Below are 24886 nucleotides of genomic sequence, written 5' to 3'. Positions count from 1 at the left end.
AATCAGGACAAATGACCAGTGAGGACAGGATAAAAGGGGAAAAATCTCTGACCAAGGGGAACAGAAATGACTCGTGATATGCGCTTGCGCGACCGGATTGATGCCGGAACCTATGTGGACCAGGCCAACATGCGCGACGCGCTGGTGGCACAGGCTGCTCTTTCCGAGGCGGATCGCTCTGCCATCTGCGCCTCCGCCACCCAATTGGTGACGGACATTCGCGGCCATTCCTCGCCCGGCTTGATGGAGGTCTTCCTCGCTGAATATGGCCTGTCGACCGACGAAGGCGTGGCACTGATGTGTCTGGCCGAGGCGCTGCTGCGGGTACCGGATGCGGATACCATTGACGCACTTATCGAGGATAAAATCGCCCCCTCGGACTGGGGCAAACATATGGGAAAATCGACCTCTTCGCTGGTCAATGCCTCCACTTGGGCGCTCATGCTGACCGGCAAAGTACTGGACGAGGAAAAAAGCCCCGTCGGTGCCCTGCGCGGCGCGATCAAACGTCTGGGTGAGCCGGTCATCCGCACCGCCGTTGGTCGCGCGATGAAGGAGATGGGACGCCAGTTCGTATTGGGCGAGACCATCGAGAGCGCGATGAAGCGCGCTTCCGGGATGGAAGCCAAAGGCTATACCTATTCTTATGACATGCTGGGCGAGGCTGCGCGGACCGAAGCCGATGCATCGCGCTATCACCTTGCCTACTCCCGCGCGATCTCAGCTATTGCCAGTGCTTGCACAAGCAGCGACATCCGCGAAAACCCCGGCATCTCAGTCAAGCTTTCGGCGCTGCACCCGCGCTACGAGATCGCCAAAGAAGCCTCGGTCAAGCAACAACTGGTGCCGCGCCTGAAGGCACTGGCGCTGTTGGCCAAGGCTGCAAAAATGGGTCTCAACATCGACGCCGAGGAGGCCGACCGCCTGTCGATCTCGCTCGAAGTGATCGAGGAGGTGATCTCTGATCCAGCACTCAAGGGCTGGGACGGCTTTGGTGTTGTCGTTCAAGCCTATGGTCCACGCACCGGGCTGGCGATTGATGCGCTCTACGAGATGGCGGAAAAATACGACCGCCGCTTCATGGTGCGTCTGGTGAAAGGGGCCTATTGGGACACCGAGATCAAACGCGCTCAGGTTGAGGGGATGGACGGCTTTCCGGTCTTCACCTCCAAGGCGCTCACGGATGTGTCCTATATCGCCAATGCGCGCAAACTCCTGTCGCGCACAGATCGGATCTACCCGCAGTTTGCCACCCACAATGCTCACACCGTCAGCGCCATTTTGCACATGGCCGAGGACGGTCAGGCCTATGAGTTCCAGCGCCTGCACGGCATGGGTGAGACCCTGCACCAGATGGTGATGGACAAGAACAAAACCCGCTGCCGCATCTACGCGCCGGTTGGGGCGCACCGCGATCTGCTCGCCTATTTGGTGCGGCGTCTTCTGGAAAACGGCGCCAACTCCTCCTTCGTGAACCAGATCGTGGACGAAGACGTGCCGCCAAGCGAGGTTGCAGCGGATCCTTTCCTGCAGGTGGACGACCTGTCGACGGATATTCCCACCGGCCCGAACCTGTTCCAGCCGGAACGGACCAACTCCAAAGGGTTCGATCTGCGTCACGCGCCAACTTTGGCCGCGATCGAACAAGCCCGCGCCCCTTTCCGCGATGCCACATGGGACGCGGTGCCACTGATCGCGGGCGAGGCAACGCCTGAAACCCGCGTTGCGGTCACTAACCCCAGCGATCTCAGCGAAATCGGTTCCGTCGCCCAATCCAGCGCCGAGGATGTGGAACTTGCCCTTGCCTCCGCCAATATTTGGGACGCTCCAGCAAAGGTGCGCGCGGCGGCGCTCAACAAAGCGGCCGACCTCTATGAAGCCAATTTTGGCGAGTTGTTCGCGCTTCTGGCCCGTGAAGCAGGCAAAACCCAGATGGACGCTGTGGCGGAACTGCGCGAGGCGGTGGATTTCCTTCGCTATTACGCTTCCCGCATCCCCAATGCTGCACCTGCAGGGATCTTTACCTGCATTTCGCCGTGGAACTTCCCACTGGCGATCTTCACCGGACAGGTGTCGGCGGCGCTCGCTGCAGGCAACGCTGTGCTGGCCAAACCTGCCGATCAAACTCCGTTGGTGGCCTTCCGAGCGGTTGAGCTGATGCACGAGGCAGGTGTTCCGCGCGAAGTGCTGCAGTTCCTGCCCGGTCGTGGCTCCAAGGTTGGTGCGGCGATCACCGGTGATGCGCGTGTAGGTGGTGTGGCCTTCACCGGCTCTACCGCGACGGCCATGCGCATCCGTTCGGCCATGGCTGAGCATTGCGCGCCCGGCACGCCCCTGATCGCCGAAACCGGTGGTCTGAACGCGATGATCGTGGACTCTACCGCACTGCCGGAACAGGCCGTGCAAGCCGTGGTCGAGAGCGCGTTTCAGTCTGCGGGCCAGCGCTGCTCGGCGCTGCGTTGCCTCTACCTGCAAGAGGACGTCGCCGAAGATGTGCTGACCATGCTCAAGGGCGCAATGGAAGTGCTGGATCTTGACGATCCATGGCATCTGTCCACCGACAGTGGCCCGGTTATCGACGAAGGTTCGCGCGCAAAAATCCTCGCCCACATTGACCAGGCCCGCACTGAAGGCCGCGTGCTCAAGGAAATGCAGGCCCCGCAGGGAGGGACATTTGTTGGCCCGACGATGATCTCGATCGGCGGGATCAGTGATCTCAAAGAAGAGATCTTTGGTCCGGTACTACATGTGGCAACCTTCAAGTCGCGCGAACTTGATGACGTGATCGATGCCATCAACGTCACTGGTTATGGGCTGACCTTTGGTCTGCAAACCCGGATTGATGACCGCGTGCAGCACGTGTGTGACCGTATCCACGCGGGCAACATCTATGTGAACCGCAACCAGATCGGCGCAATCGTTGGCAGCCAACCCTTTGGCGGCGAGGGCCTTTCCGGCACCGGACCCAAGGCGGGTGGCCCCAACTATCTGGCCCGGTTCTGCGCCCCGGATCGCCGCCAGAGCACTGCTGTTTGGGATCAGACCATGGGCGAAATCCCCGGCGAGAGCGGCCAGCCCGGACGCCCGGAAACCACCTCCCTGCCCGGCCCTACAGGTGAATCGAACCGTCTGACGGTTTCGGCGCGGGCGCCTCTGTTGTGCATGGGCCCCGGCAAGGATGCCGTTACCGAACAGGCCAAAATGGTCACGGATCTCGGTGGAACCGCGATTAAGGCCAACGGAATGGTAGATCTGCATCGTCTCCAGCATCTCGACGGGATCTCCGGCGTGTTGTGGTGGGGCGATGAGGCCACCGGTCGCGAAATCGAACAAAGCCTCGCCAAACGTGACGGACCGATTGTCCCGCTCATCCCCGGAGCCCCGGACCGCGCACGCGTCCTCGCGGAACGTCACGTCTGCGTCGATACCACCGCCGCCGGTGGTAACGCGGCCCTTCTGGGCGGCAACGGCTAACGCTCACCTCGAACAATCCTCGCCGCCCATCCTTGGGGCGGGCGGCGAGGCCTTTTTAGACATAAGTTTCCCGTGGACCTAAGGTCACCTCAGTCGCACACTTCAGATCAGGCGAGACATATCGCCCAAACCTGCCATTTCGCTTGACCTCCCCGCGTCAACGGCTCAGCGTCAGCGCATGTTTCCTCTACGCGACCACAACCCATCTGGCCGAACGCCCTATGTCGTCTATCTGCTGATGGCGGCCAATATTCTTGGCTATCTTTGGTATTCCACGAGCTTCCCCACCGACCGCAGTATGGCGTTGTTCTACGCCACTTTCGCTGCTGTCCCGCGCGAGATCATGATGGGGGACGCACCGCTCACCTTGCTCACTTCCATGTTCATTCATGGCGGTATTATGCATCTGGCCGGCAATATGCTGTTTTTGTGGATCTTCGGCGACAATATGGAAGACGAGATGGGCCATCTACCCTTCTTGTTGTTCTATCTCGTCTCAGGCGTCGGCGCGACGCTCGTACATGTGATGTCTGCACCAATGTCCAATGTCCCTTTAGTCGGAGCATCTGGTGCGATCGCGGGCGTTATGGGGGGCTATCTCTTGATGTTCCCAAAGGCGCGCGTCGATATATTGATCATTCTGATCATCTTCTTTCGCATCATTCCCATACCCGCCTTCATCATGCTCGGGCTTTGGCTTGCAATGCAGTTTTTTGGTGGCCTCAATGCCGATCCGAACCTTGGTGGTGTCGCATACTGGGCACATGCTGGCGGCTTCTTCATCGGACTGGCACTTACGGTTCCGCTCTGGCTCAAACGCGGCGGGCCCAGATACTGGTCTCGCACCCATGGCCAGCCCCCTCACCCGGAAACCACCTATAGTGCAAGCCGCATCCCACGGGTGGCCAGAAATCTTCCACGTCGCCCCAGTGGACCATGGGGCAAATAACATAACTTCTGCCAAAGGAGGCGTACATGGAACACCACACCGCCAGCTGCCACTGTGGCGCGGTCGAGATCACTGCCGCTTTTCCACAGGGCCTCGCCTCTGCAAGCCGTTGTGATTGTTCCTTCTGCCTGCGCAGGGGTGCGGCAGCCGTCACCGCCCATGCAGACTCTGTCGAACTCTTGCGCGGAGGCGACAATCTGAGCCTCTACACTTGGGGCACACACACTGCGAAACATTATTTTTGCAAAACCTGCGGCATATACGTCTACCACCAACGCCGCTCAAACCCGTCCGAATGCGGAGTAAACCTCGGCTGTATCGACGCGGGCAATCCGCGCACCCATGCGCAAACATACGGCGAAATTCCTTGGAATGACGGGGTTAACCACCCTTCAGACCGCACAACCGATTAGTGCAGCCCTGCGTTTTCACCTTTTGCAAATACCTCCGCCGGAGGCATCCGACAGGAGACACGAACGATGCGCCTCTGGTGCAGCAAAAGCACCTGCGTTCAACGAGAAACACCCCGCTGCGGTATGACGCAACTGGGGTGTCTTCAAACTCTGTCGCCACCTTAAGGCAGCCAAGCAGCCTTATCAGCCGCGGATCACCTTGGTGAAGTTCTCAAAGATCGGCTCGTTGGCGCAAATCACGTCACCGCTCTCGATGATTGACTCATCGGCGTCCAAAGCTTCGCACAGACCACCCGCCTCTTTGACGATGATGATCCCAGCCGCCAAATCCCAAGCGTTGAGGCGGCGTTCCCAGAATCCCTCGTAACGACCCGCAGCCACATAGGCCATATCAAGCGCCGCCGCCCCCCAGCGCCGCACCCCGGCACAGGCAGGCATCAGACGCGCCAGATCATGCAGAGTTTCCGGCAGGTCTGCACGACCTGCAAAGGGCAGACCAGTAGCAAAAATCGACTCGATCATGCGATGACGGGCAGAGACGCGAATGCGGGTCTCATTCATCCAAGCGCCTGCGCCTTTTTCGGCAAAGAACATCTCGTCTTTGGCGGCGTCATAAATCACCCCTGCAACGATCTTGCCTTTATGTTCCAGCGCGATGGAGACTGCCCAATGGGGCAGACCGTGCAAAAAGTTGGTGGTGCCATCCAAGGGGTCCACGATCCAACGACGCGTTGGATCTTCGCCGGGGGTTTCGCCCCCCTCTTCAGCAAGCCAGCCATAGGTGGGACGCGCGCCCATCAGCTCGTCTTTGAGGATCTTCTCGGCGGCGATATCCGCGCGGCTCACAAAATCTCCGGCCCCCTTGGTGGAGACCTGCAGGTTTTCCACTTCGCGGAAATCCTTCACCAGGGAACGGCCTGCCTTGCGAGCGGCCTTGATCATCACGTTGAGATTTGCGCTACCAATCATTGTACGAGCTGTCCTTGCGGGGGAGATGTCGGTCAAAGGGTGCCCATACACGGGCTGGCCGCAGTTGCCAAGAGGCCAAGCCCTGTTGCGAGGAAGTTTCAGCCATGCACTGGGCGCATAAGAACGACGGCGACAATGCGCCCCCGCATCTAAAACATCGTTCTTACAGGCCCAATAGCAGGCGGGTCTATTGCTGTTGCAGCTTGCGTGCTTCGACACGTGCGAGCCGGATCAGCTCTTGCATAAAAGGCTTGCTCTCATCATCGCTGCGAATGGCTGCATAAAGCCTGCGGGTAATGCCCTCTTTGGTCAGCGGGCGCGTGACGTAATCCGAGGAATATTTCACCTCACGCACCACCCAGTCCGGCAGCACCGAAACACCGCGATTGGAGGCCACGAGCAAGAGGATCACCGCCGTCAGCTCGACCTTGCGAATACTTGCAGGCTCCACCCCGGCCGGAATCAGAAGCTGGCTGAACACATCAAGGCGCGTGCGCTCCACAGGATAGGTAATGAGCGTTTGACCGCGAAAATCTTCTGCCTCCACATAGGGTTTGCAGGCAAGCGCATGCTGGGCAGAGGCCACAAACACCGGATTGTAATCAAAAAGCTCAATAAAGGTGACACCGGACATGTCCTCGGGGTCGGATGTGACCACCAGATCCACCTCCTCGCGCATCAACGCAGGCATCGCCTCAAAGGCCAAACCGGGACGGATGTCCACATCCACATCGCCCCAGCTTTTGCGAAACCCCTCAAGCACCGGAAACAACCATTCAAAACAGGCGTGACATTCAATGGCGATATGAAGCCGCCCCGCCTCGCCGTCACGCAGGGCAGAGAATTCTGCCTGTGCCGCTTCGACCTGTGGCAAGACCTGTTCCGCCAGCCGCAACAGGCGCAACCCCGCTGCCGAGAGTTTCATCGGCTTGGAACGGCGTAGAAACAACTCTACCCCGGCCTGTTCTTCCAGCCCTTTGATCTGATGGCTAAGCGCGCTTTGGGTGATGTTCAGCTGATCCGCAGCCCGCGCCAATCCTCCCGCCTCATGGATCGCCTTGATGGTGCGAAGGTGACGAAACTCGATATGCATACTTCGATCCGCCTCATGTTGTTCTTGAGAAATATGAGTTTGATTCACTGATAGCTCTCATGTGAAAAGGGGTCAAACCTGATGCGACACAAGTGACGCAAAACACGACATTCCGAGCGCACGACCAAGGGCGCTCCGCCTCCGAGGAGCCACGACAGTGACCACGCCAGAGATTTCCTTTGAATTCTTTCCGCCCAAAAACCTCGAAGCATCCTTCCGGCTTTGGGACACGGTGCAGTCTCTGGCACCGCTGGCACCGCGCTTTGTGTCCGTCACCTACGGTGCGGGCGGCACCACTCGCGAATTGACCCGCGATGCAGTGACGACGCTGCATAAGAACTCCGGCCTCAAGGTTGCGGCGCATTTGACCTGCGTGTCTGCAACGCGACAGGAAACCCTCGACATTGCGGATCAATACGCCGCGGCAGGCATCACGGATATTGTTGCGCTGCGTGGCGACCCGCCGAAAGAACAGGGCCGTTTCACCCCGACTGAGGATGGCTTTGGTTCTTCAGTGGAACTGATCGAAGCGCTGGCGGCCAAGGGTAAATTCAACCTGCGCGTCGGGGCCTACCCTGAGAGCCACCCCGAAGCTGCCAGCCAGCAGGCCAATGTGGAGTGGCTCAAGCGCAAACTGGACGCCGGAGCCGATGAGGCGCTGACGCAATTTTTCTTTGAGGCCGAGAGCTTCTTCCGCTTCCGCGATGCCTGCGCCAAGGCGGGCATTGACACCGATCGTATCACTCCCGGCATTCTGCCGATCGAGAACTGGAAAGGTGTGCGCCGCTTTGCCGAAGCCTGTGGCACAACCATTCCGGCGTGGCTCGACGAGGCCTTTGAGAAAGCACAGCGCGATGATCGTTGCGACCTACTGGCGACGGCACTTTGCAGTGAACTCTGCACTGAACTTCTGGATGGCGGCGTGAAGAAGCTGCATTTCTACACGTTGAATCGCCCGGAACTGACCCGCGATGTGTGCCATGCGCTTGGTGTAAAATCCAAAGCGCGCCTGCAGAACGTCGCGTAACACTTGTTGAGCCCATGGCGCCCTCCTAGCGTTTGCACAACGCAGACTGGAGGACGTCATGTCGGTTGCAAAATCCCCCACGGACCTGATGCCGCTCGCTGAGGTCGCGCAGATCTCTGGTCTTGATTTCATGACCGGCATCCTTGAGGGTCGCATGCCCGGCCCGCCGATTGGCGAAACACTTGGCTATCACCTGAAGAGCGTTGAGCCGGGCCGTGTCGTGTTTCGCGGCACACCCGAATTCAACGTCACCAACCCGATGGGCACCGTGCATGGCGGGTGGTACGGCACGCTATTGGATAGTGCCATGGCCTGCTCCGTGATGACCCGTGTACCGAAAGGTTCCGTCTACACAACGCTTGAACTCAAGATCAATATCTTACGCTCCATCCCACTTGGCATGACCATTGATTGCTGGGGCGAAATCGATCACGTGGGGCGCTCGACGGGTGTTGCTCATGGCGAAATCCGTGGGGTCGAGGATGGCAAGCTCTATGCGACGGGGTCGACCACCTGTATCGTGATGAAAGTTGCCCCGTGATCTAACGGTCCAATCCACCTCTCAGGGATCGTTCGCCGATTGGGCCAAGATCCAGTCGGAAATCATATCCAACGCCCCCGGTGCAAAGGCGTGCCGCCCCTCAAAGAAAAAGCGCAGCTTTGCATGCCACGGCCATTCATCAACCAATTGATAGTTATAGGGACCCGCCCGAAGTAACCCATGAGTGGCCTCCGGCCAAAGCTGGATTTGAGTGCCAGCAGCTCCATCTACTAATAGATCTTGGTAAGCCGCAGCATCTGCCTGCGCATCGACATTCAGATCTTTCGCCCCCCAAATCGCCAAGACAGGCAAGGTTTGCGCTGCCAGATCAGCACTGGCATCAACCGTGCGATTGATACGGATGAAGCGCCAGCGCGCCGGTGTCATATCCTCTGGCAAATCCGCAGGTGGGCGATCGGCGGAGAATAAAATCTCATCCTGTTTTGCCGCGTCACGCAGTCTCTGCTCGATCTCTTCAGTGCCGCGTCCTTCTCGCACTAGCCGCGTCCGGGTGTAATACTCGCCCTGCGCTTGCCACGAAACTGCTGGCCCAATCAGCACAAGGAAATCTGAGACTTCGGGCTCCAGTTGTGGCAACACCCAGCCTGCTTGCGAAAACCCCATTGCCCCAACTGGTATGTTTTCAAATCGTAAATCCAGCTCTGCCAGCGCCACGCGGGTTTCCATTGCACGGTCCGCCATCGACTGCATCAACCAATCCCCTGCAGACGCACCTATGCCCGGCTTATCCCACGCCGCTACCGCAATTCCGCGATCCAACAAAGTGTTGATTAAGGGCGCATACCCCCCGTTCGAGGTACGATCCTGCGGCCCGTCCCCGTGAACCAGCACAATCGCCGCACGCGGTGCATCATCGGGTAACCAGAGCGTGCCTGAAACCTCGCCCTGAAGCGTGCGAAATTGAAATGCAGTACTGTTACGCCACCCCAGATCATGATCCAGCAGACGCCAGAATACGAGTGCCGCCAGCAAACAGGCAACAACGCCTGCGGCGATGAAAATGTGTCTCTTCAATTGAATGCCGCCTTATAAAAATCCATATCTCTTTGGATTTAGGGAGGCATCATGACAAACTCAAACGGCGAGTCCGCAAAATATGTCATTGAATCGGGCCTGCGACCGGAACATCGCGCCCAAGCCGCGCGCGGGTATTGGCAGGCGTTTTCACGCAAATTGCGCTATCCGCTTGGACCAGAACAGAAGGCCATCACCTTTGTTGAGCGTGTTCTGCAGCCAGATCACGCAATCAGCGCCGTCTCTGCATCTGGTGACTTTCTCGGTGCGGCCGGCTTCAAAACCCCCAATGGCAGCTTTATCGGAGGCGAGTTCGATGATCTGCGTCAGGTCTATGGCCTGTTTGGAGCGGTTTGGCGTGGCCTGTTGGTCAGCACTCTGGAGCGCGCGTGCGAGAACGGAACCCTCTTGATGGATGGGATTTTTGTCGAACCCCGAGCGCGCGGCTTGGGTGTGGGCACGGCGCTCTTGCACGCGATCATGGGTCATGCCGCGCATTCTCAGCTACAACGGGTCCGTCTGGATGTCATCGACACCAATCCGCGGGCGCGCGCACTCTATGAGCGCGAGGGTTTTGTGGTCCAAGACGTGAAAAAACTCGGGCTGGCCGCGCCCATCTTTGGTTTTTCTACGGCGACCGAAATGATCAAGCAGGTCTGAAATTCGAACCTGCGCCAATCGCTCATCACAGACGGGTCTGACGCATAAACATATTCAGCCAATTCCCCGATTTCTTAGGTGAATCCCCCACCTGAACGCTGGGATGGATTTTTTCACTTGGATCTTGTCCAACTTTACGGCGACTGCGCATCAGGAAAATCTTGCCCCAACCCGACCACGTTCCCACCGAGGGCGCATCCGGATCAACCGGAAAACGCATGCGCCAATCGCGTGGTAGAGGCAGACCTGACATTTCCGCCCGCTCCAGCATCCAGACAAGAGGTATGTTCGCCAGTGGACGCGCCGCATCGTAATCCCCGAGCTGGCCACCCACATCGCCATGGGCTCCGCGAAACCAGACTTGTTCAAGCTGGCCAGAATAATCGGGCGTCGTTTTCCACAGCACAGGCGTATAGACGTCGCGCGTCTCGTTCAGCGCAAGCGCGTGATACCCCGCCTTCACATGAGAGCCGAGTTTGTGGTCATGAAAGGCGTGACGTACCTCGGACCATTGCCACAATAGCGGCAAACGGAAACCAAGCGCCTTGACTGTGTCCCATGCGCCGACCATTTCCACCTCAACCTCTGGGTGGCAATAGGCATCGCGAAAGGCGGCACGGATTTCTGTACCACTGCCCATCTGATAATGGCGATAGGCCGTGCGGATATGGCGCACCGTGGCAAACTCGGTCCGCACTAGCCCAACCGCGCCGAGCATCCCCGCCAGCGAGCGCACTGCATATGCGCCGCGCGAATAGCCCAGAAGGTAGATTTTATCACCGGGGCGATAGCGCGATGCTAGGTAGCCGTAAGCGCGGCGGATCTTGCGATTGATGCCACGCCCAATCATCACGTCTGCGGTTTTGTTCCACGCGCTCCATTGCACGCCCGCCTCATAGTAGACCGAAACCCGTGGCCCCATTTCCTTGCACAGGCGATAAGCCGTCCCGGCATGGGTTTCACGCCCCGGCTCCAGCGTCGACATAGTGCCGTCAAGGATGATCACATGACATTGCGGACCACGTTGAGCGGTCTCTGAGGATTGCGCGGACAGCAGCCGAGGCCGTCCGAACAATCCCAGAACTGATTTACTCAGCCGCTTGAGGAACATCCTTGATCAACTCCCATAGTTTGACCGGTGTGAACGGCATGTCCACCTGCCGGATGCCCTGATCCCAGAGCGCGTCCTGAACCGCATTGGCCACGGCCGCCAGCGCGCCAACGGTCCCTGCCTCGCCACAGCCCTTCATGCCCATAGGGTTCTGGGTGGAGGGCACAGGTTCGGACGTGAAGCCAACCCAAGGCATATCCTCAGCGCGGGGCATCGCGTAGTCCATGAACGTTGCCGTGAGCAACTGGCCATCGGCATCATAAACCACATGTTCAAGCATCGCCTGCCCGAGGCCCTGCGCGACCCCGCCATGAACCTGACCTTCGGCAAGCATCGGGTTGATCAGATTACCAAAATCATCGACCACCGTATAGCGGTCCACACGCGATTGTCCGGTCTCCGTGTCGATCACGACCTCCGCGAGGTGGGCACCATTGGGGAAAGATCGCCCCGGCAATGAAGCCTCCGCCTGATGGCGCAACAGGTCCGTGCGCCCCCTTTCACGTGCAAGATCAGCCGCTTCGAGCACCGTTGGTGTCAGGTTCGACCCCGGTGCGCGGAAGGTCTCACCATCAAAGTCGACAGCACTCTCTTCGACGCCCATTTCCTCCGCAAGGAAGGGTGTGAAGGCCGCCACCATCTTATCGACCGTGGCCAGGGTTGCATTGGCCTGCGTCGTGACAGACCGAGAGCCGCCCGTACCGCCGCCCTTGGCAATACGGTCACTGTCACCTTGGATGACCTCAATCGCACTGACAGGAATGCCGGTCTGGTCCGCAAGGAACTTGGCAAAGACAGTTTCGTGTCCTTGTCCGTTGCTTTGCGTGCCCACATAGATGTTCACCCGGCCGTCCTCCAGAAATTCGACGTCTGCGGTTTCTGAAGGATCGCCCAAAATACTTTCGATATAGTAACAAAGGCCCGCGCCCCGGTAACGTCCCTCTGCCGCATTCTTTGCGCGCCGGGTTTCAAATCCAGCCAGGTCGGCCTCTTGCACCAGCCGGTCGAGGACGAGATTAAAATCGCCGACGTCATAGGTTTCATCGGTGACGGTCTTGTAGGGAAATTTTTGAGGCGCGATGAAATTCCTGCGCCGCAGTTCCATCGGGTCAACACCGAGATCCCGCGCCGCGCGGTCCATTACCCGCTCCAGCACATAAATGGCCTCTGGTCGCCCCGCGCCGCGATAGGCATCGACCTGCGTTGTGTTGGTATAGATGCCATCGACCTCCAGCCACGCAGTCTGAATGTCGTAAACCCCAGCAAGTACGCGCGAAAACAGCTGCGTCTGGATCGGCTGACCAAAGTGGGAGTTATAAGCCCCAAGGTTACATTGCGTGTGGACACGGTAAGCCGTGATTTTCAGATTTTCATCAAAGGCCAATTCAGCCAGAGAGGTCAGATCTCGCCCGCCGTTGTCGCTCAGCATTGCTTCGGTACGATCCGACATCCAGCCAACTGGCCGATCAAGAACTCGCGCCGCATGCGCCACTGCAAAATATTCTGGATACGGCATTGCCTTCATGCCAAAGCCGCCGCCCACATCCGGCGTCACCACATGCACATTGTCTTCTGAGAGATGTAATTTCTTGGCCAGTTGCTCTTTCATGGCCCAGACACCTTGCCCGCCGTAGTGGAAATGCATCCGACCATCTTCCCAAGTGGCGTGGCAACCGCGTGGCTCCATCGAATTTACAATGATCCGGTTGTCGGCCACTTGCAGGCTCACTCTGTGGGCGGCCTGCGCAAAGGCAGCTTCTGTCGCCTCTCTATCGCCAAGACCCCAGTTGAAGGCGCGATTGTCCGACGCTTCCGGGTGGATCTGGGGTCCCCCCACTGTCAGGCCCAGTTTCACATCGAGATCATCATAGTCGAACTCGATCATCTCAGCCGCGTCACGGGCCTGTTCCATGGTCTCAGCGATGACCACCGCCACAGGCTCGCCGACGTAGCGCACACGATGACCCGCCAGCACGGGGCGCTCGGGAGCCGCGCCCTTGCTGCCGTCGATATTATTCACCACCACCCCGTCCAGATGGGCCTCAATACCGGCCTCAACCAGATCGGCCTGCGTGATCACCAGATGAACACCATCCGCCTCGCGCGCATCCTCGACGTTGAGTGTCGTGATCTCACCATGGGCGACGGGGCTGCGAAAGACAAAGGCCCGCAACGCGCCCTGTGGCATCGTATCTTCGATGTAGCGACCCTGACCTGTCAGCAAACGCTGATCTTCCACCCGTGCGAGCGGCTGACTTTTTCCAAATTTCTCGACGCGTTGGTTCATGAGATGGCTCCCTCTGCCTGCGCTCAGCTCAGGCGGAGCCTAATGCGCGAGACAGGCTTGTCCAGTGATCGCGTGACAATGCTGAGAGAAAATTCCAGCCGCTATCACTCGATACATGGTCACAGCGAACCTCGATGCGATGGTACTTGAGGTATTGCGCTGCGCGATGCGCATCGCGGTGGCGGGAGCAATTCCCTCGTGTATCAGCCAACAACACACCTAACGCCCAGAACAAGAAAGCCCCGGACCTCGTGTACCCGGTCAGGTTCGCGGGATACGCGTCAGACCTGACCGGGCACGAGTACCGGGACTTTCAAATGGAGGGGGGCGCAGTTGGGAGTGGTGAGTGGGGTGGGCTGCGTCCCTTGGCGACCTTTATTTCAAATAAGACTTAATAGCGGGTTATCGGCACACACCCAGCTTGCAAGATCTGCAAAGTTTTCCACGATGGTTCGACACTTTCCCTTTGAAGCGGCATTCGTTATTGGAGGACCAAATGCGGGCTTTGACCCACTATCTGAGATTTCAAGACGCGACGCACGGGGCATCTGACATGGCACTGGACAAGACCTTTAACGCAGCCGAGGCGGAGAGCCGCCTGTTTGACGCTTGGGAAAAGGCGGGCTGTTTTACCGCAAGCGCAAACGCCAAGCCCGGCGCGTCGACCTATTGCATCATGATCCCGCCCCCAAACGTCACCGGCGTCTTGCACATGGGTCATGCTTTCAACAATACATTGCAGGATATCCTGATCCGTTGGAAGCGTATGCAGGGCTTTGACACGCTATGGCAGCCCGGCACCGATCATGCAGGGATCGCCACGCAGATGGTGGTGGAGCGCAAGCTGGCGGAAACCCAGCAGCCTTCGCGTCGCGAACTGGGGCGCGAGAAGTTCTTGGAGAAAGTCTGGGAATGGAAAGAACAGTCCGGCGGCACCATCATCAACCAGCTCAAGCGCCTCGGCGCGTCGTGTGACTATGGTCGCACCGCCTTCACCATGGCGGGTGCGGCGGGCGACACCCGCACCGGGCATGAGAACTCGCCCAACTTCCACGATGCGGTCATCAAGGTCTTTGTGGAGATGTACAACAAGGGCCTGATCTACCGTGGCAAGCGGCTGGTCAACTGGGACCCGCATTTCGAGACTGCGATTTCCGACCTTGAGGTGGAAAATATCGAAGTCGCCGGCCACATGTGGCATTTTAAGTACCCGCTGGCGGGCGGCGCGACCTACACCTACGTCGAGAAAGACGAAGACGGCAACGTCACGCTTGAGGAAGAGCGTGACTATATCTCCATCGCCACCACCCGCCCCGAAACTATGCTGGGCGATGGCGCGGTTGCGGTGCACCCTTCGGACGAGCGCTATGCGCCTATCGTCGGCAAACTGGTGGAAATCCCGGTCGGCCCCAAGGAACACCGCCGCCTGATCCCGATCATCACCGATGAATACCCGGACAAGGACTTTGGCTCGGGTGCTGTGAAGATCACCGGCGCGCATGACTTCAATGACTATCAGGTCGCCAAACGCGGCGGTATTCCGATGTATCGCCTGATGGACATGAAGGGCGCGATGCGCGCCGATGGTGCCCCCTACGCCAATGAGGCCGCCAAAGCTCAGGCCCATGCCAAAGGTGCGGAGTTCACCGAGAACGAGGTGGATGCCATCAACCTCGTCCCCGATCACCTGCGCGGATTGGACCGCTTTGAGGCGCGCAAGCTGGTGGTGCAGGAAATCACCGACGAGGGCCTCGCGGTGATGCAGACCATCACCTCATTGGTGAAGGATGAGGACGGCAACGAAACCGAGGTCACGCAGATCGTGCCTTACGTCGAAAACAAGCCGATCATGCAGCCCTTTGGCGACCGCTCCAAGGTGGTGATTGAGCCGATGCTGACCGACCAATGGTTCGTCGACGCCGAAAAGGTTGTAGGCCCGGCACTGGATGCCGTGCGCAATGGCGATGTTAAGATCATGCCGGAGTCGGGCGAGAAGACCTATTTCCACTGGCTGGAAAACATCGAGCCCTGGTGCATCTCGCGCCAGCTCTGGTGGGGGCATCAGATCCCGGTCTGGTACGTCCCGGGTGAGGACGACTGGTATCCAATCTGTGCCGCGACCGAAGAGGAAGCGCTTGAAAAAGCCCGCCTGCAATCCGCCGAGGGCACCGAATTCCGCATTGTTGCAGATCAGCAGGAAGCGGTCGAAATCCTCGCCGAACAGCGCAAGCTGATGGATGTGCGCACCGAAGGCACCATCCGGAGCTTTGAGGGGCCGATGCAGGTGCCGATGTTCCGTGACCCCGACGTGCTGGACACTTGGTTCTCTTCCGGCCTCTGGCCGATCGGCACGCTGGGCTGGCCGGAATGGACCGAGGAGACGTCCAAGTATTTCCCGACCTCGACCCTAGTCACCGGTCAGGACATCCTGTTCTTCTGGGTTGCGCGCATGATGATGATGCAGCTGGCGGTGCTGGACGAAAACCTGCCGGTGCAGGAGCGCATCCCCTTTGACACCGTCTACCTGCATGGCCTCGTGCGCGATGCCAAGGGCAAGAAGATGTCGAAATCCACCGGCAATGTGGTCGACCCGCTGGAAATCATCGAGGAATACGGCGCCGACGCGCTGCGCTTCACCAATGCGGCGATGGCCTCTCTAGGTGGCGTGCTGAAACTGGATATGCAGCGCATCGCGGGCTATCGCAACTTCGGCACCAAGCTGTGGAACGCCGTGCGTTTTGCCGAGATGAACGAGGTCTTTGCCGACGCCGTGCCGCAGCTGACCGTCGACCAGCTCGCCCCCAGGGCCGCCGTCAACGCCTGGATCATCGGCGAAACTACCCGCGTGCGCGAGGCGGTGGACGAGGCTATGGAGGGTTTCCGCTTCAACGACGCGGCACAGGCGCTTTATGGCTTTGTCTGGGGCAAGGTCTGCGACTGGTATGTGGAGCTGTCAAAGCCGCTGCTGCAAGGCGATGATGCCAAGGCACAGGCCGAGACTCGCGCCACCATGCGTTGGGTGATGGATCAGTGCATGATCCTGTTGCACCCGATCATGCCCTTCATCACCGAGGAGCTTTGGGGCGCGACAGGCACGCGCGCCACGATGCTGGTGCATGCAGACTGGCCGACCTACACGGCCGCCGATCTGGTGAAGCCCGAGGCGGATGCGGAGATGAACTGGGTAATCTCGGTCATCGAGAACACCCGCTCTGCCCGCGCTCAGATGCATGTGCCCGCCGGGCTTTATGTGGATATGCTGGTCACCGATATCGACGACGCCGGTCAGGCCGCCTGGGACGCCAATGAGACGCTGATCAAACGCCTTGCGCGTATTGAGAACCTGAGCAAGGTCGAGACCGCGCCCAAGGGCTGCGTGTCGATTTCTGCGCCCGGTGCGTCCTTCCTGCTGCCGCTGGCCGACATCATCGACATCGACGGCGAAAAGGCACGGCTGGAGAAATCCCTCGGCAAGCTCGCAAAGGAACTCGGCGGTCTGCGTGGTCGATTGAACAACCCCAAATTTGTGGCCTCGGCCCCTGATGAGGTGGTTGAAGAGGCCCGCGAAAACCTTGCTGCACGCGAAGAGGAAGAAACCAAGCTCAAAGAGGCACTTGCCCGCCTTGCTGAAATCGGTTGATGCGGCTGTAGTCCGTTCAACAAAACGCCCGGACACTGGTTCCGGGCGTTTTGTTTTGTAACGTTATGCACCCAAGCTGCACACCGAGGGCCTTTCCCCGTGAAATTATCGACAATCGCCTATAGGTGGTGATTGCCAAAGCCCGTGTTCTGGTTCAGCTTGGAACGCGAAACGATAGAGGCCGGTCACCGGCCCGGAGAAGGTGGGGAAAGAACATGGCCAAGGGGTATTGGGTCGCACATGTCGATATTGACGACATGGAGCGCTACAAGGCGTATATTGATGCCAATGCAGTCCCTTTTCGCGAGTATGGTGCACGATTTCTGGTCCGAGGTGGGACGAAAGAAGTGCGCGAAGGACAGATGCGCGCGCGCACTGTTGTGATTGAGTTTGAGGACTTCACCACGGCCAAAGCCTGCTATGATAGCGTCGCTTACCAGCAGGCCAAGGCGCTCAGAGATCCGGTTTCGACCGGCGATATGGAAATAATCGAAGGCTACGACGGCTGACGCCGCCGAAGAGGAGTTTTTGATGCTGAAGAAGCTGTTTCAGGCCTTTCGCCCACCGCAAAGCCCGAACCTGCCCGATCCGGACGCAGAACTGGCGTTGGGGGCACTGTTGGTGCGGATTGCACAGTCCGACCGCGCCTATCTTGTGGAAGAGATCAGCCTGATCGACCGCATTCTGGCGCGCCTTTACGGCCACAACGCGCTTGAGGCCGCAAAGGTGCGCGCAACCTGTGAAAAACTGCATGCCGCCGCACCGGAGACGGATACATTTGGCCGCCTGATCCGCGAAACCACCGGCCTCGAAGAGCGTCTCGCGGCTTTGGATGCGCTGTGGGAAGTTGTGCTGGCGGACAATCGCGAGCACGAAGGCGAGATCGAAATCGTCAACGATGCCTGCAAGGCCATGGGCCTGTCGGTGATCGACAACAAACGTGCCCGCGCACGCGCACGCTCAAAATTGGACACGCAACCAGTGCCGCAGGGGGATGCATGATATTCAAGGATTTTCTGGATAAGCTGCTGGCCCCTGCCCCCGCGATCCTGCCAGACGAGGACGCGCGCCTTGCATTGACCGCATTGCTGGTACGCCTTGCGCGTTCGGATGAGAGTTATTCCGACACCGAGCGCGACCGAATTGATCGCATCCTGCGCAGCCGCTTCCAATTGGATTCTGGGGCCGCGCAAATCTTGCGGGAACAAGGCGAAGGGCTAGAGGCCGAGGCACCTGACACCGTACGCTTCACCCGCGCGATCAAAGACGCAGTCCCTTATGAGGACCGCACAGGGGTGGTGGAAACCCTTTGGCAGGTCGCCCTTGCAGATGGCAAACGTGACGCCGAAGAGGATGCCTTGATCCGCCTTGCCGCCAACCTTCTGGGCGTCAATGACGTCGACAGTGCAATGGCGCGCAAGCGGGCGGAGAGCCGCGCATGATCGCCCTACTGCCGATGTATGACCGCAAAGAGACGGCAGCAGCAAATGATGCGTTTTGGGCCGCCATTCGCGCAGAAATTGGACAAGGGCCCGAAGCTCTCACACGTGACATGGATCTTTGGCAGGCTTGGCGCTCGCCGGATTTGTTGTTGGCGCAGACCTGCGGGTTGCCCTATCGCGCTCGTCTTTATGGCGATGTCGAACTTGTGGGGACGCCTGATTATGGTCTGCCGGGGTGCCCCGAAGGACATTACAACAGCGTGATGATTGCCGATGCCGACCGCAAGGGCACTGCGTTGACGAAATTCGCCGGAAGCCGTTTTGCCTATAATGATCCGATATCGCAATCAGGCTGGGCTGCCGCGATGATGCGGATGCGCGCAGACGATATGTTGCCGGGCGAATTACTGGAAACAGGCAGTCATCAGGCCTCGGCCGAGGCCGTGGCGGAGGGGCGCGCAGATTTTGCCAGTATCGACGCGCTGACCTATCAGATGCTGCAAGACTATGAACCTGACCTGGTGTCGTCCCTATGCGAATTGGAACGCACCGAACCCACGCCAGCCCTGCCATTCATCACCGCGCTTTCGCAGGATGCAGGCGCGATCCTGTCTGCTTTGCAACGCGCACTGGATACGCTGGCGCCAGAGCACCGCGAAACCCTGCATCTGAAAAAAATCATCGCGACAACACCAAGTGACTACCTCGCGGTGCCAACCCCTCCGGGGCCAACCTTGGTGATGGACCGCCTTGCGCGCGCGCACTGAAATCCGCTGCGCGTCGGCGTACACCTCATCGGTGGGCATCAGGGGCAACTTTGCCCGTTCCGGCAGTTTCCGTAGCGAAATTGCCGTTTTGCCCCCTCTCGCACCCCCTTTGCGCATTGCAATCGACCGGAAAGTTGGTCCAATAGGGGCCACTTCACATAACAGCCGGACGATGTAACCTTGACCGACGAAACCCCTGTACTCGAAATCCGCGGATTGCATAAATCCTACGGCGACTTGGAAGTGATCAAAGGGGTGGATATCACCGCCAAGCGGGGCGATGTGGTGTCTCTGATCGGCTCGTCCGGTTCCGGCAAATCCACGCTTCTGCGCTGTTGCAACCTGCTCGAAGACAGTCAGCAGGGCGATATCCTGTTCAAAGGTGAGCCAATTTCGTGGCGCGGCAGTGGGATCACCCGCCAGCCCGCAGATCCCAAACAGGTGCTGCGCATCCGCACCAATCTGTCGATGGTGTTTCAGCAGTTCAACCTGTGGTCCCATATGACCATTCTGCAAAACGTGATGGAAGCACCGCTGACAGTGCTGAAGCGCGACCGTGCAGAGGTCGAAAAATCCGCCCGCAAGTATCTCGACCAAGTGGGAATCGGTGACAAATGTGACGTCTATCCTGCGCAGCTGTCCGGTGGCCAGCAACAGCGGGCCGCGATTGCGCGGGCGCTCTGCATGGAGCCCGAGGCGCTCTTGTTTGACGAGCCGACCTCTGCCCTTGACCCCGAGCTGGAGCAAGAGGTCGTGAAGGTCATCAAGGACCTCGCCAGCGAGGGCCGCACCATGCTTATCGTCACTCACGACATGCGTATGGCGGCTGATGTCTCTGATCATATTGTGTTCCTGCACAAGGGGCTGATCGAAGAAGAAGGCTGCCCTGACGAGATCTTTGGAAATACCCGCAGCGAACGGCTGCGGGCCTTCCTGTCGTCCACGCGACAGGCCCAATAACCAAAAACCAGACCAACACTATAACGGGAGTTACCACATGAAATCTCTGCTTCTTGCCTCTGCCGCTCTGGCACTGTCCGCAACCTTCGCAATGGCCGACACCATTCGCCTCGGCACCGAGGGCGGCTACCCTCCCTACAACTTCATCAACGATGCTGGTGAAGTTGACGGGTTCGAGCGCGAGCTGGGCGATGAGCTGTGCAAACGTGCCGAGCTGACCTGCGAGTGGGTCACCAACGACTGGGATTCGATCATTCCGAACCTGCTTTCGGGCAACTACGATGCCATCATCGCAGGCATGTCGATCACGGATGAGCGCAAAGAAGTTGTTGCGTTTACCGAAGGTTACACCCTACCCTCGCCCTCCGCTTATGCGGCGATGTCTGAAGGGCTCGACGTGAACGCAAGCGTTGTTGCAGCCCAGTCCGGCACCATTCAGGCCGCGCACGTGGCTGAATCCGGCGCAACCCTCGTTGAATTCCCGACCCCGGACGAAACCATTGCTGCCGTGAACTCCGGCGAAGTTGACGTGGTTATGGCCGACAAAGACTTCCTTGCGCCGATCGTTGAAGAAACCGATCTCGTCTTCCTTGGTGACGTCTATCTGGGCGGCGGCATCGGTATGGCGTTCCGTCAATCCGACGATGAACTGCGCGGCAAATTCGACGCAGCGATTGCATCAATGAAAGAAGACGGCACCCTCAACGAGATGCTCGACAAATGGGAGATCGAGGGCAAGTTCTGATCGCCCCGATCCCTAACTGAAACACGGGAGGGGGGCATCGGCCCCCTTTCCACTTTTGCCAGCGCAGCCCCTTTGCGCTAGCGCCCGCTCCCCATCAGAAGACGAGGCTCGCCATTTTTTCCTATTGCTCTGATCCGGCCACTCTGGAGGGCTTCCAGTGGCTGAGTTGCTATCTCACAACCGGCAAGCATTGGGCCTTTTACCTGTCTTTCGGGACGGTCCTATTGTTGCTGGCGATCACCGCGCCGCTGGCGCTCGCCTTCGGCTTCTTTGGTGCCAGCGCCGCCCGGTCACGTTTTCTGCCGCTGGCATGGTTCGGCAAGGGATATATCGCCATTGTGCGGGGCGTACCGGATATCGCCTTTTTCCTGTTTTTTGTCATCGCCTTGGACCAAGGGATCGAATGGCTCCGCCACAAGGTGAAATGCCCCGACTGGGACGAGCCGATCCGGCAGGGCAATGACTTCCTTGTGTGTCAGGTCGCCAAGATGCCGCTGAATACTGCGCCTCAGTGGATGCATGAAGTCTATGGGTTCAGCCTAGCGGTATTGACCTTTGCCATTGTGTTTGGCGCTTTTGCCGCAAACGTCCTGTTTGGCGCGATGCGTGCCGTGCCGCGCGCGCAGATCGAAACGGCTGAGGCTTATGGGATGACCACCCGTCAAACCTTCTGGCGTGTGCTTGTGCCGCAAATGTGGGTGTATGCGCTGCCGGGGCTTTCCAACCTCTGGATGGTCTTGATCAAGGCCACACCATTGTTGTTCCTGCTGGGTGTCGAAGACATCGTCTACTGGGCACGCGAATTGGGCGGCTCAAAAACCACGCGCTTTACGGACTATCCGCATGGCGACTGGCGCATGTGGTACTTCTTCGCGCTTCTGGTCTTCTATCTTGCCTTCACCAAAGTCTCTGAAATCGTACTGGCGCGCATTTCTCGCCGTCTGTCACATGGTCAGGCCACCTTGGCCGGAGAAGCACTGCGCAAGACGGAAGGAGCCTCCATATGAGCTGCTTTGAAACCTTTCAGGCCTATGCGCTACGCTCTCTGGGGTTTGGTGAACGGCTGTTGCCGCGCAGTGATTTCACCCTGTGCGACCAGTTCGTGCTGATCGGCTCCGGCCTGATCTGGAATGTCTACTTCGGCGTTATTGCAATCGTCACTGGGTTCTTCTTTGCCAATGCGCTTGCGGTGGCCAAAAACTCTCCGAAGCGCTGGCTACGGTCGCCTGCCAATGGGTTCATTTTTGTGTTCCGTGGCTCACCGCTGTTCATCCAGTTCTTCTTCGCCTACTTCGTGTTTCTGTCGCTCAAGAGTGTGTCGCCAATCTTTGATCCGCTCTCGGCCGCGTGGCTTGGTGCCTTGATCGTGTTGTTTCTCAACACCTCCGCTTATTCTGCCGAGATCTTCTATGGTGCGCTGCGCTCAATCCCCAAAGGGGATCTGGAGGCCGCCGATGCCTATGGGCTGTCCGGATGGAGCCGTTTCCGTCGGGTGATCTGGCCTACGATGATGCGGTTGGCGTGGCCGTCTTACACAAACGAGGCGATTTTCCTCTTTCATGCCACAACGCTGGTGTTCTTCTCGGGCTTTCCCGCGTGGCGACAGAAAGGGGATGCGCTCTATTACGCCAACTACTTCGCGGATAAGACCTTCAACCCCTTTGTGCCTTATCCAATTCTGGCGTTCTATTTCATCCTGCTGACACTGGTGATCATAGGACTGTTTGGCGTTATCAATACACGTCTCAACCGTCATATGCCGCAAGAATTGCGCCGCAAAATTCGCATACGCCCTCAGCTGATCCGCTAAAGATCACAGGGCACTATGACCAAGGCATCTGCCCCGCAGATCTGACGGCGGGGCAGAATTTTTATCAGCCTCGCGCTTTGGCGCGCACATATTGCCCCGGTGCCGAACCCAGAACAGGGTAGGATTTATGCGTCCCCGGTGCGCGAGCTTCCACTTGCTTGCCCGAGCGTTTCTTGAGCCATGCCTCCCAACGCGGCCACCATGACCCATCGTGAAAACCGGCCTCATCCATCCACGCATCCGCGTCCAGTTTCAGATCGTCGTTGACGTAATGGCCGTATTTGTTGCGGCTCACCGGATTAACGATACCCGCGATATGTCCGGACTGGCTGACGATAAAGTTCTTTGACCGCGACCCCATCTGCTGCACGCCACGATAGCATTGCTTCCACGCCGCGATATGATCCGTCTCGCAGGTGATCGCCATCAGCGGCACGTCGACGTCTCGCACATGCAGCGTGTGACCAAAGAGTTCGAACCCATCGGTCACAAACCGATTATCCTGACACAGCCCCCGCAAATACTGCACGGCCATCTTACCCGGCAGATTGGCACCATCGCCATTCCAAAAAAGCAGGTCGAACGCAGGCGGTGTTTCCCCCATCATGTAGCTTCGGATTGCCGGGCCATAGACCAAGTCATTGGCGCGCAAATAAGAAAACGTACGCGCCATGATGTAATGCGGCATGATGCCATCTTCGCCGATCTCAGCCTCAATCGCGTCGACAAAGTCATTTTGCAGGAAAGGTGTGAAATCCCCCTGATCCGAGAAATCCGTCAACGCCGTAAAGAAGGTTGCGGACTTCACCGACTTATCGCCACGTTGCTTCAAGAGCGACAAAGTCAGGCTGAGCGTGGTTCCCGCGATGCAGTAGCCAACGGCATTGACTTGCTTGGTACCGCAAATTTCCTTGGTAACCTCAATGGCTTTCAGGAATCCTTCCTCGATGTAATCTTCCATACCTACGTCGGCATAGTCGTGGTTCGGGTTGACCCATGACACGACAAAAAGACTGTAACCCTGATCCGTGATCCATTTGATCAGGCTGTTCTTCTCTTTCAAATCAAGAATATAGAACTTGTTGATCCAAGGTGGAAACAAAACGATCGGTGTTTCATGCACCGTCTGCGTGGTGGGGCTATATTGGATCAGTTCCATCATACGGTTGCGAAAGACCACCTCGCCGGGGGTGGTTGCGATATTGCGACCGATTTCAAAGGCCGTTTCATCCGCGAGACGTACGATCAATTCACCATCATTGGCCTCTAGGTCCGCGACGAGGTTTTCCAACCCGTCGATCAAGGATTGCCCGTCGGTTTCCAGCGCTTTTTCCAACGCATCCGGGTTGGTCGCGAGGAAATTTGTGGGAGCCATCATGTTAATGATTTGGTCGGCAAAATATCCCAGCCGCTGCCGGTCAACGCGGTCCAGATCCTCGACCTCCTCGACGGCAGTGCGGATGGCTTCTGCATTGGTTAAATATTGATCACGCAGGAATTTGAAATAAGGGTTGGTCTCCCACATCGGGTTGGAGAAGCGGCGATCAGTCGACCTTGGGGGCTCTGCGGTTTGGGCTTCGATCTCATCAGATTTCAACGCGTTGGCCATGATTTGCTGGGCCTCGGCGAAATTCTGAACCGACTTGCCCCAATACTGCACCTGCTGTTCCAGCAACCGTGTGGGATTTTGCGCCATCGCCGCCCAATAGGAGGATGCTGCACGCGCGAAAAGTTCTTGATTCGGAGCGTCCAAACCGGGGTTGTGGGTCTTCTTCTGCGCCAAAACATCCATCAAACGCTTCGACAGTTGCTCCACCCGCACCAGATTTTCCTTAAGTTGGTCAATCTGTTCCGCGGATGGTGCGTCTATATCCCTGTGCGTTGTTGTCATCTTAAGGAAACCCTTTTAATCTTTCTGCTGTGCAGAATACTTGTCCAGCCATTCTACGGCAAAGCGGCGAAA

The 24886-nt window shown here is 58.3% G+C and carries 21 protein-coding genes; 15 read left to right on the top strand and 6 right to left on the bottom strand.

The genetic code is table 11. The annotated features are described in order from the left end of the window. Positions 1 to 66 precede the first annotated feature (66 nt). From putA to UB90_RS22445, 3 genes are all read left to right on the top strand, one after another. Positions 67 to 3474, top strand: coding sequence for a bifunctional proline dehydrogenase/L-glutamate gamma-semialdehyde dehydrogenase PutA (putA, locus tag UB90_RS09755; protein WP_065326872.1), 3408 nt, complete (start codon positions 67 to 69; stop codon positions 3472 to 3474). Positions 3475 to 3652: 178 nt separating this feature from the next. Further along, positions 3653 to 4423, top strand: a complete 771-nt coding sequence (locus tag UB90_RS09750) for a rhomboid family intramembrane serine protease (RefSeq protein ID WP_065326873.1) — start codon at positions 3653 to 3655, stop codon at positions 4421 to 4423. Between the two features lie 26 nt (positions 4424 to 4449). Further along, positions 4450 to 4836 carry a GFA family protein gene (locus UB90_RS22445; RefSeq protein ID WP_065322378.1) on the top strand — a complete coding sequence of 129 codons (387 nt, stop codon included), beginning with the start codon at positions 4450 to 4452 and terminating at the stop codon, positions 4834 to 4836. A 183-nt stretch (positions 4837 to 5019) separates the two neighbouring features. Here UB90_RS22445 and UB90_RS09745 read toward each other — a convergent pair whose 3' ends face one another. Then, entirely contained in the window at positions 5020 to 5805 is a 786-nt protein-coding gene (locus UB90_RS09745; protein ID WP_005613750.1) for an inositol monophosphatase family protein, read from the bottom strand. A 187-nt stretch (positions 5806 to 5992) separates the two neighbouring features. After that, positions 5993 to 6898, bottom strand: a complete 906-nt coding sequence (locus tag UB90_RS09740) for a LysR family transcriptional regulator (RefSeq protein ID WP_065326874.1) — start codon at positions 6896 to 6898, stop codon at positions 5993 to 5995. A 157-nt stretch (positions 6899 to 7055) separates the two neighbouring features. Here UB90_RS09740 and metF point away from each other — a divergent pair, with 157 nt between their 5' ends. Both metF and UB90_RS09730 read left to right on the top strand, forming a co-directional pair. Further along, a complete protein-coding gene (gene metF / locus UB90_RS09735; RefSeq protein WP_009178414.1) occupies positions 7056 to 7925 on the top strand; it encodes a methylenetetrahydrofolate reductase [NAD(P)H] in 870 nt (289 codons plus the stop codon). 58 nt (positions 7926 to 7983) lie between these two features. Then, positions 7984 to 8466 (top strand): PaaI family thioesterase, encoded by a 483-nt coding sequence (locus UB90_RS09730; RefSeq protein ID WP_065326875.1) that lies wholly within the window; start codon positions 7984 to 7986, stop codon positions 8464 to 8466. 21 nt (positions 8467 to 8487) lie between these two features. Here the strand turns inward: UB90_RS09730 and UB90_RS09725 are convergent, their stop codons facing one another. After that, complete coding sequence (locus tag UB90_RS09725; protein WP_065326876.1) at positions 8488 to 9501, bottom strand: alpha/beta hydrolase; 1014 nt, start codon at positions 9499 to 9501, stop codon at positions 8488 to 8490. Positions 9502 to 9552: 51 nt separating this feature from the next. Between UB90_RS09725 and UB90_RS09720 the strand changes: the two genes are divergently transcribed. Beyond that, positions 9553 to 10161, top strand: coding sequence for a GNAT family N-acetyltransferase (locus UB90_RS09720; protein WP_065326877.1), 609 nt, complete (start codon positions 9553 to 9555; stop codon positions 10159 to 10161). 25 nt (positions 10162 to 10186) lie between these two features. On the opposite strand, the gene UB90_RS09715 is transcribed toward UB90_RS09720, so the two are convergent. Further along, positions 10187 to 11272, bottom strand: coding sequence for a DUF2235 domain-containing protein (locus UB90_RS09715; RefSeq protein ID WP_009178488.1), 1086 nt, complete (start codon positions 11270 to 11272; stop codon positions 10187 to 10189). Beyond that, positions 11250 to 13559 (bottom strand): xanthine dehydrogenase family protein molybdopterin-binding subunit, encoded by a 2310-nt coding sequence (locus UB90_RS09710; protein WP_065326878.1) that lies wholly within the window; start codon positions 13557 to 13559, stop codon positions 11250 to 11252. The genes UB90_RS09715 and UB90_RS09710 overlap by 23 nt, the downstream gene beginning before the upstream one ends. A gap of 553 nt (positions 13560 to 14112) precedes the next feature. Here UB90_RS09710 and UB90_RS09705 point away from each other — a divergent pair. From UB90_RS09705 to UB90_RS09665, 9 genes are all read left to right on the top strand, one after another. Further along, positions 14113 to 17199 carry a valine--tRNA ligase gene (locus UB90_RS09705; RefSeq protein WP_065326902.1) on the top strand — a complete coding sequence of 1029 codons (3087 nt, stop codon included), beginning with the start codon at positions 14113 to 14115 and terminating at the stop codon, positions 17197 to 17199. Positions 17200 to 17414: 215 nt separating this feature from the next. Beyond that, the gene (locus UB90_RS09700) at positions 17415 to 17708 is read left to right on the top strand and encodes a DUF1330 domain-containing protein (protein ID WP_009178550.1); all 294 of its coding nucleotides are present in this window, start codon (positions 17415 to 17417) and stop codon (positions 17706 to 17708) included. A gap of 22 nt (positions 17709 to 17730) precedes the next feature. After that, the gene (locus UB90_RS09695) at positions 17731 to 18201 is read left to right on the top strand and encodes a tellurite resistance TerB family protein (protein WP_009178455.1); all 471 of its coding nucleotides are present in this window, start codon (positions 17731 to 17733) and stop codon (positions 18199 to 18201) included. Continuing rightward, on the top strand, positions 18198 to 18641 hold the full coding sequence (locus UB90_RS09690; RefSeq protein ID WP_005613680.1) for a tellurite resistance TerB family protein: 444 nt from the start codon (positions 18198 to 18200) through the stop codon (positions 18639 to 18641). The genes UB90_RS09695 and UB90_RS09690 overlap by 4 nt, the downstream gene beginning before the upstream one ends. Further along, a complete protein-coding gene (locus UB90_RS09685) occupies positions 18638 to 19408 on the top strand; it encodes a phosphate/phosphite/phosphonate ABC transporter substrate-binding protein (RefSeq protein WP_065326879.1) in 771 nt (256 codons plus the stop codon). The genes UB90_RS09690 and UB90_RS09685 overlap by 4 nt, the downstream gene beginning before the upstream one ends. A 180-nt stretch (positions 19409 to 19588) precedes the next feature. Next, positions 19589 to 20368, top strand: coding sequence for an ABC transporter ATP-binding protein (locus tag UB90_RS09680; RefSeq protein WP_065326880.1), 780 nt, complete (start codon positions 19589 to 19591; stop codon positions 20366 to 20368). 37 nt (positions 20369 to 20405) lie between these two features. After that, the gene (locus UB90_RS09675) at positions 20406 to 21113 is read left to right on the top strand and encodes a transporter substrate-binding domain-containing protein (RefSeq protein ID WP_065326881.1); all 708 of its coding nucleotides are present in this window, start codon (positions 20406 to 20408) and stop codon (positions 21111 to 21113) included. Positions 21114 to 21226: 113 nt separating this feature from the next. Continuing rightward, positions 21227 to 22120, top strand: coding sequence for an ABC transporter permease (locus tag UB90_RS09670; RefSeq protein WP_074712595.1), 894 nt, complete (start codon positions 21227 to 21229; stop codon positions 22118 to 22120). Further along, on the top strand, positions 22117 to 22923 hold the full coding sequence (locus tag UB90_RS09665; RefSeq protein WP_005613672.1) for an ABC transporter permease: 807 nt from the start codon (positions 22117 to 22119) through the stop codon (positions 22921 to 22923). The genes UB90_RS09670 and UB90_RS09665 overlap by 4 nt, the downstream gene beginning before the upstream one ends. A gap of 64 nt (positions 22924 to 22987) precedes the next feature. Here UB90_RS09665 and phaC read toward each other — a convergent pair whose 3' ends face one another. Then, positions 22988 to 24814: a class I poly(R)-hydroxyalkanoic acid synthase gene (gene phaC, locus UB90_RS09660; RefSeq protein ID WP_065326882.1), complete on the bottom strand. Its 1827-nt coding sequence runs from the start codon at positions 24812 to 24814 to the stop codon at positions 22988 to 22990. Positions 24815 to 24886 lie beyond the last annotated feature (72 nt).

Origin of the sequence: Tritonibacter mobilis (genome assembly GCF_001681715.1) — a bacterium.
GTDB classification, from domain to species: domain Bacteria; phylum Pseudomonadota; class Alphaproteobacteria; order Rhodobacterales; family Rhodobacteraceae; genus Epibacterium; species Epibacterium mobile.
This window is presented reverse-complemented; position numbering and strand designations above follow the sequence as displayed.

Coding starts and splice junctions, on each gene's coding strand:
- phaC (WP_065326882.1), bottom strand. CDS start 24,814: ATGACAACAACGCACAGGGATATAGACGCACCATCCGCGGAACAGATT.
- UB90_RS09750 (WP_065326873.1), top strand. CDS start 3,653: ATGTTTCCTCTACGCGACCACAACCCATCTGGCCGAACGCCCTATGTC.
- UB90_RS09685 (WP_065326879.1), top strand. CDS start 18,638: ATGATCGCCCTACTGCCGATGTATGACCGCAAAGAGACGGCAGCAGCA.
- UB90_RS09730 (WP_065326875.1), top strand. CDS start 7,984: ATGTCGGTTGCAAAATCCCCCACGGACCTGATGCCGCTCGCTGAGGTC.
- UB90_RS09700 (WP_009178550.1), top strand. CDS start 17,415: ATGGCCAAGGGGTATTGGGTCGCACATGTCGATATTGACGACATGGAG.
- UB90_RS09720 (WP_065326877.1), top strand. CDS start 9,553: ATGACAAACTCAAACGGCGAGTCCGCAAAATATGTCATTGAATCGGGC.
- UB90_RS09715 (WP_009178488.1), bottom strand. CDS start 11,272: ATGTTCCTCAAGCGGCTGAGTAAATCAGTTCTGGGATTGTTCGGACGG.
- UB90_RS09675 (WP_065326881.1), top strand. CDS start 20,406: ATGAAATCTCTGCTTCTTGCCTCTGCCGCTCTGGCACTGTCCGCAACC.
- UB90_RS09695 (WP_009178455.1), top strand. CDS start 17,731: ATGCTGAAGAAGCTGTTTCAGGCCTTTCGCCCACCGCAAAGCCCGAAC.
- UB90_RS09705 (WP_065326902.1), top strand. CDS start 14,113: ATGGCACTGGACAAGACCTTTAACGCAGCCGAGGCGGAGAGCCGCCTG.
- UB90_RS09740 (WP_065326874.1), bottom strand. CDS start 6,898: ATGCATATCGAGTTTCGTCACCTTCGCACCATCAAGGCGATCCATGAG.
- UB90_RS09690 (WP_005613680.1), top strand. CDS start 18,198: ATGATATTCAAGGATTTTCTGGATAAGCTGCTGGCCCCTGCCCCCGCG.
- UB90_RS09710 (WP_065326878.1), bottom strand. CDS start 13,559: ATGAACCAACGCGTCGAGAAATTTGGAAAAAGTCAGCCGCTCGCACGG.
- UB90_RS22445 (WP_065322378.1), top strand. CDS start 4,450: ATGGAACACCACACCGCCAGCTGCCACTGTGGCGCGGTCGAGATCACT.
- UB90_RS09745 (WP_005613750.1), bottom strand. CDS start 5,805: ATGATTGGTAGCGCAAATCTCAACGTGATGATCAAGGCCGCTCGCAAG.
- UB90_RS09665 (WP_005613672.1), top strand. CDS start 22,117: ATGAGCTGCTTTGAAACCTTTCAGGCCTATGCGCTACGCTCTCTGGGG.
- putA (WP_065326872.1), top strand. CDS start 67: ATGACTCGTGATATGCGCTTGCGCGACCGGATTGATGCCGGAACCTAT.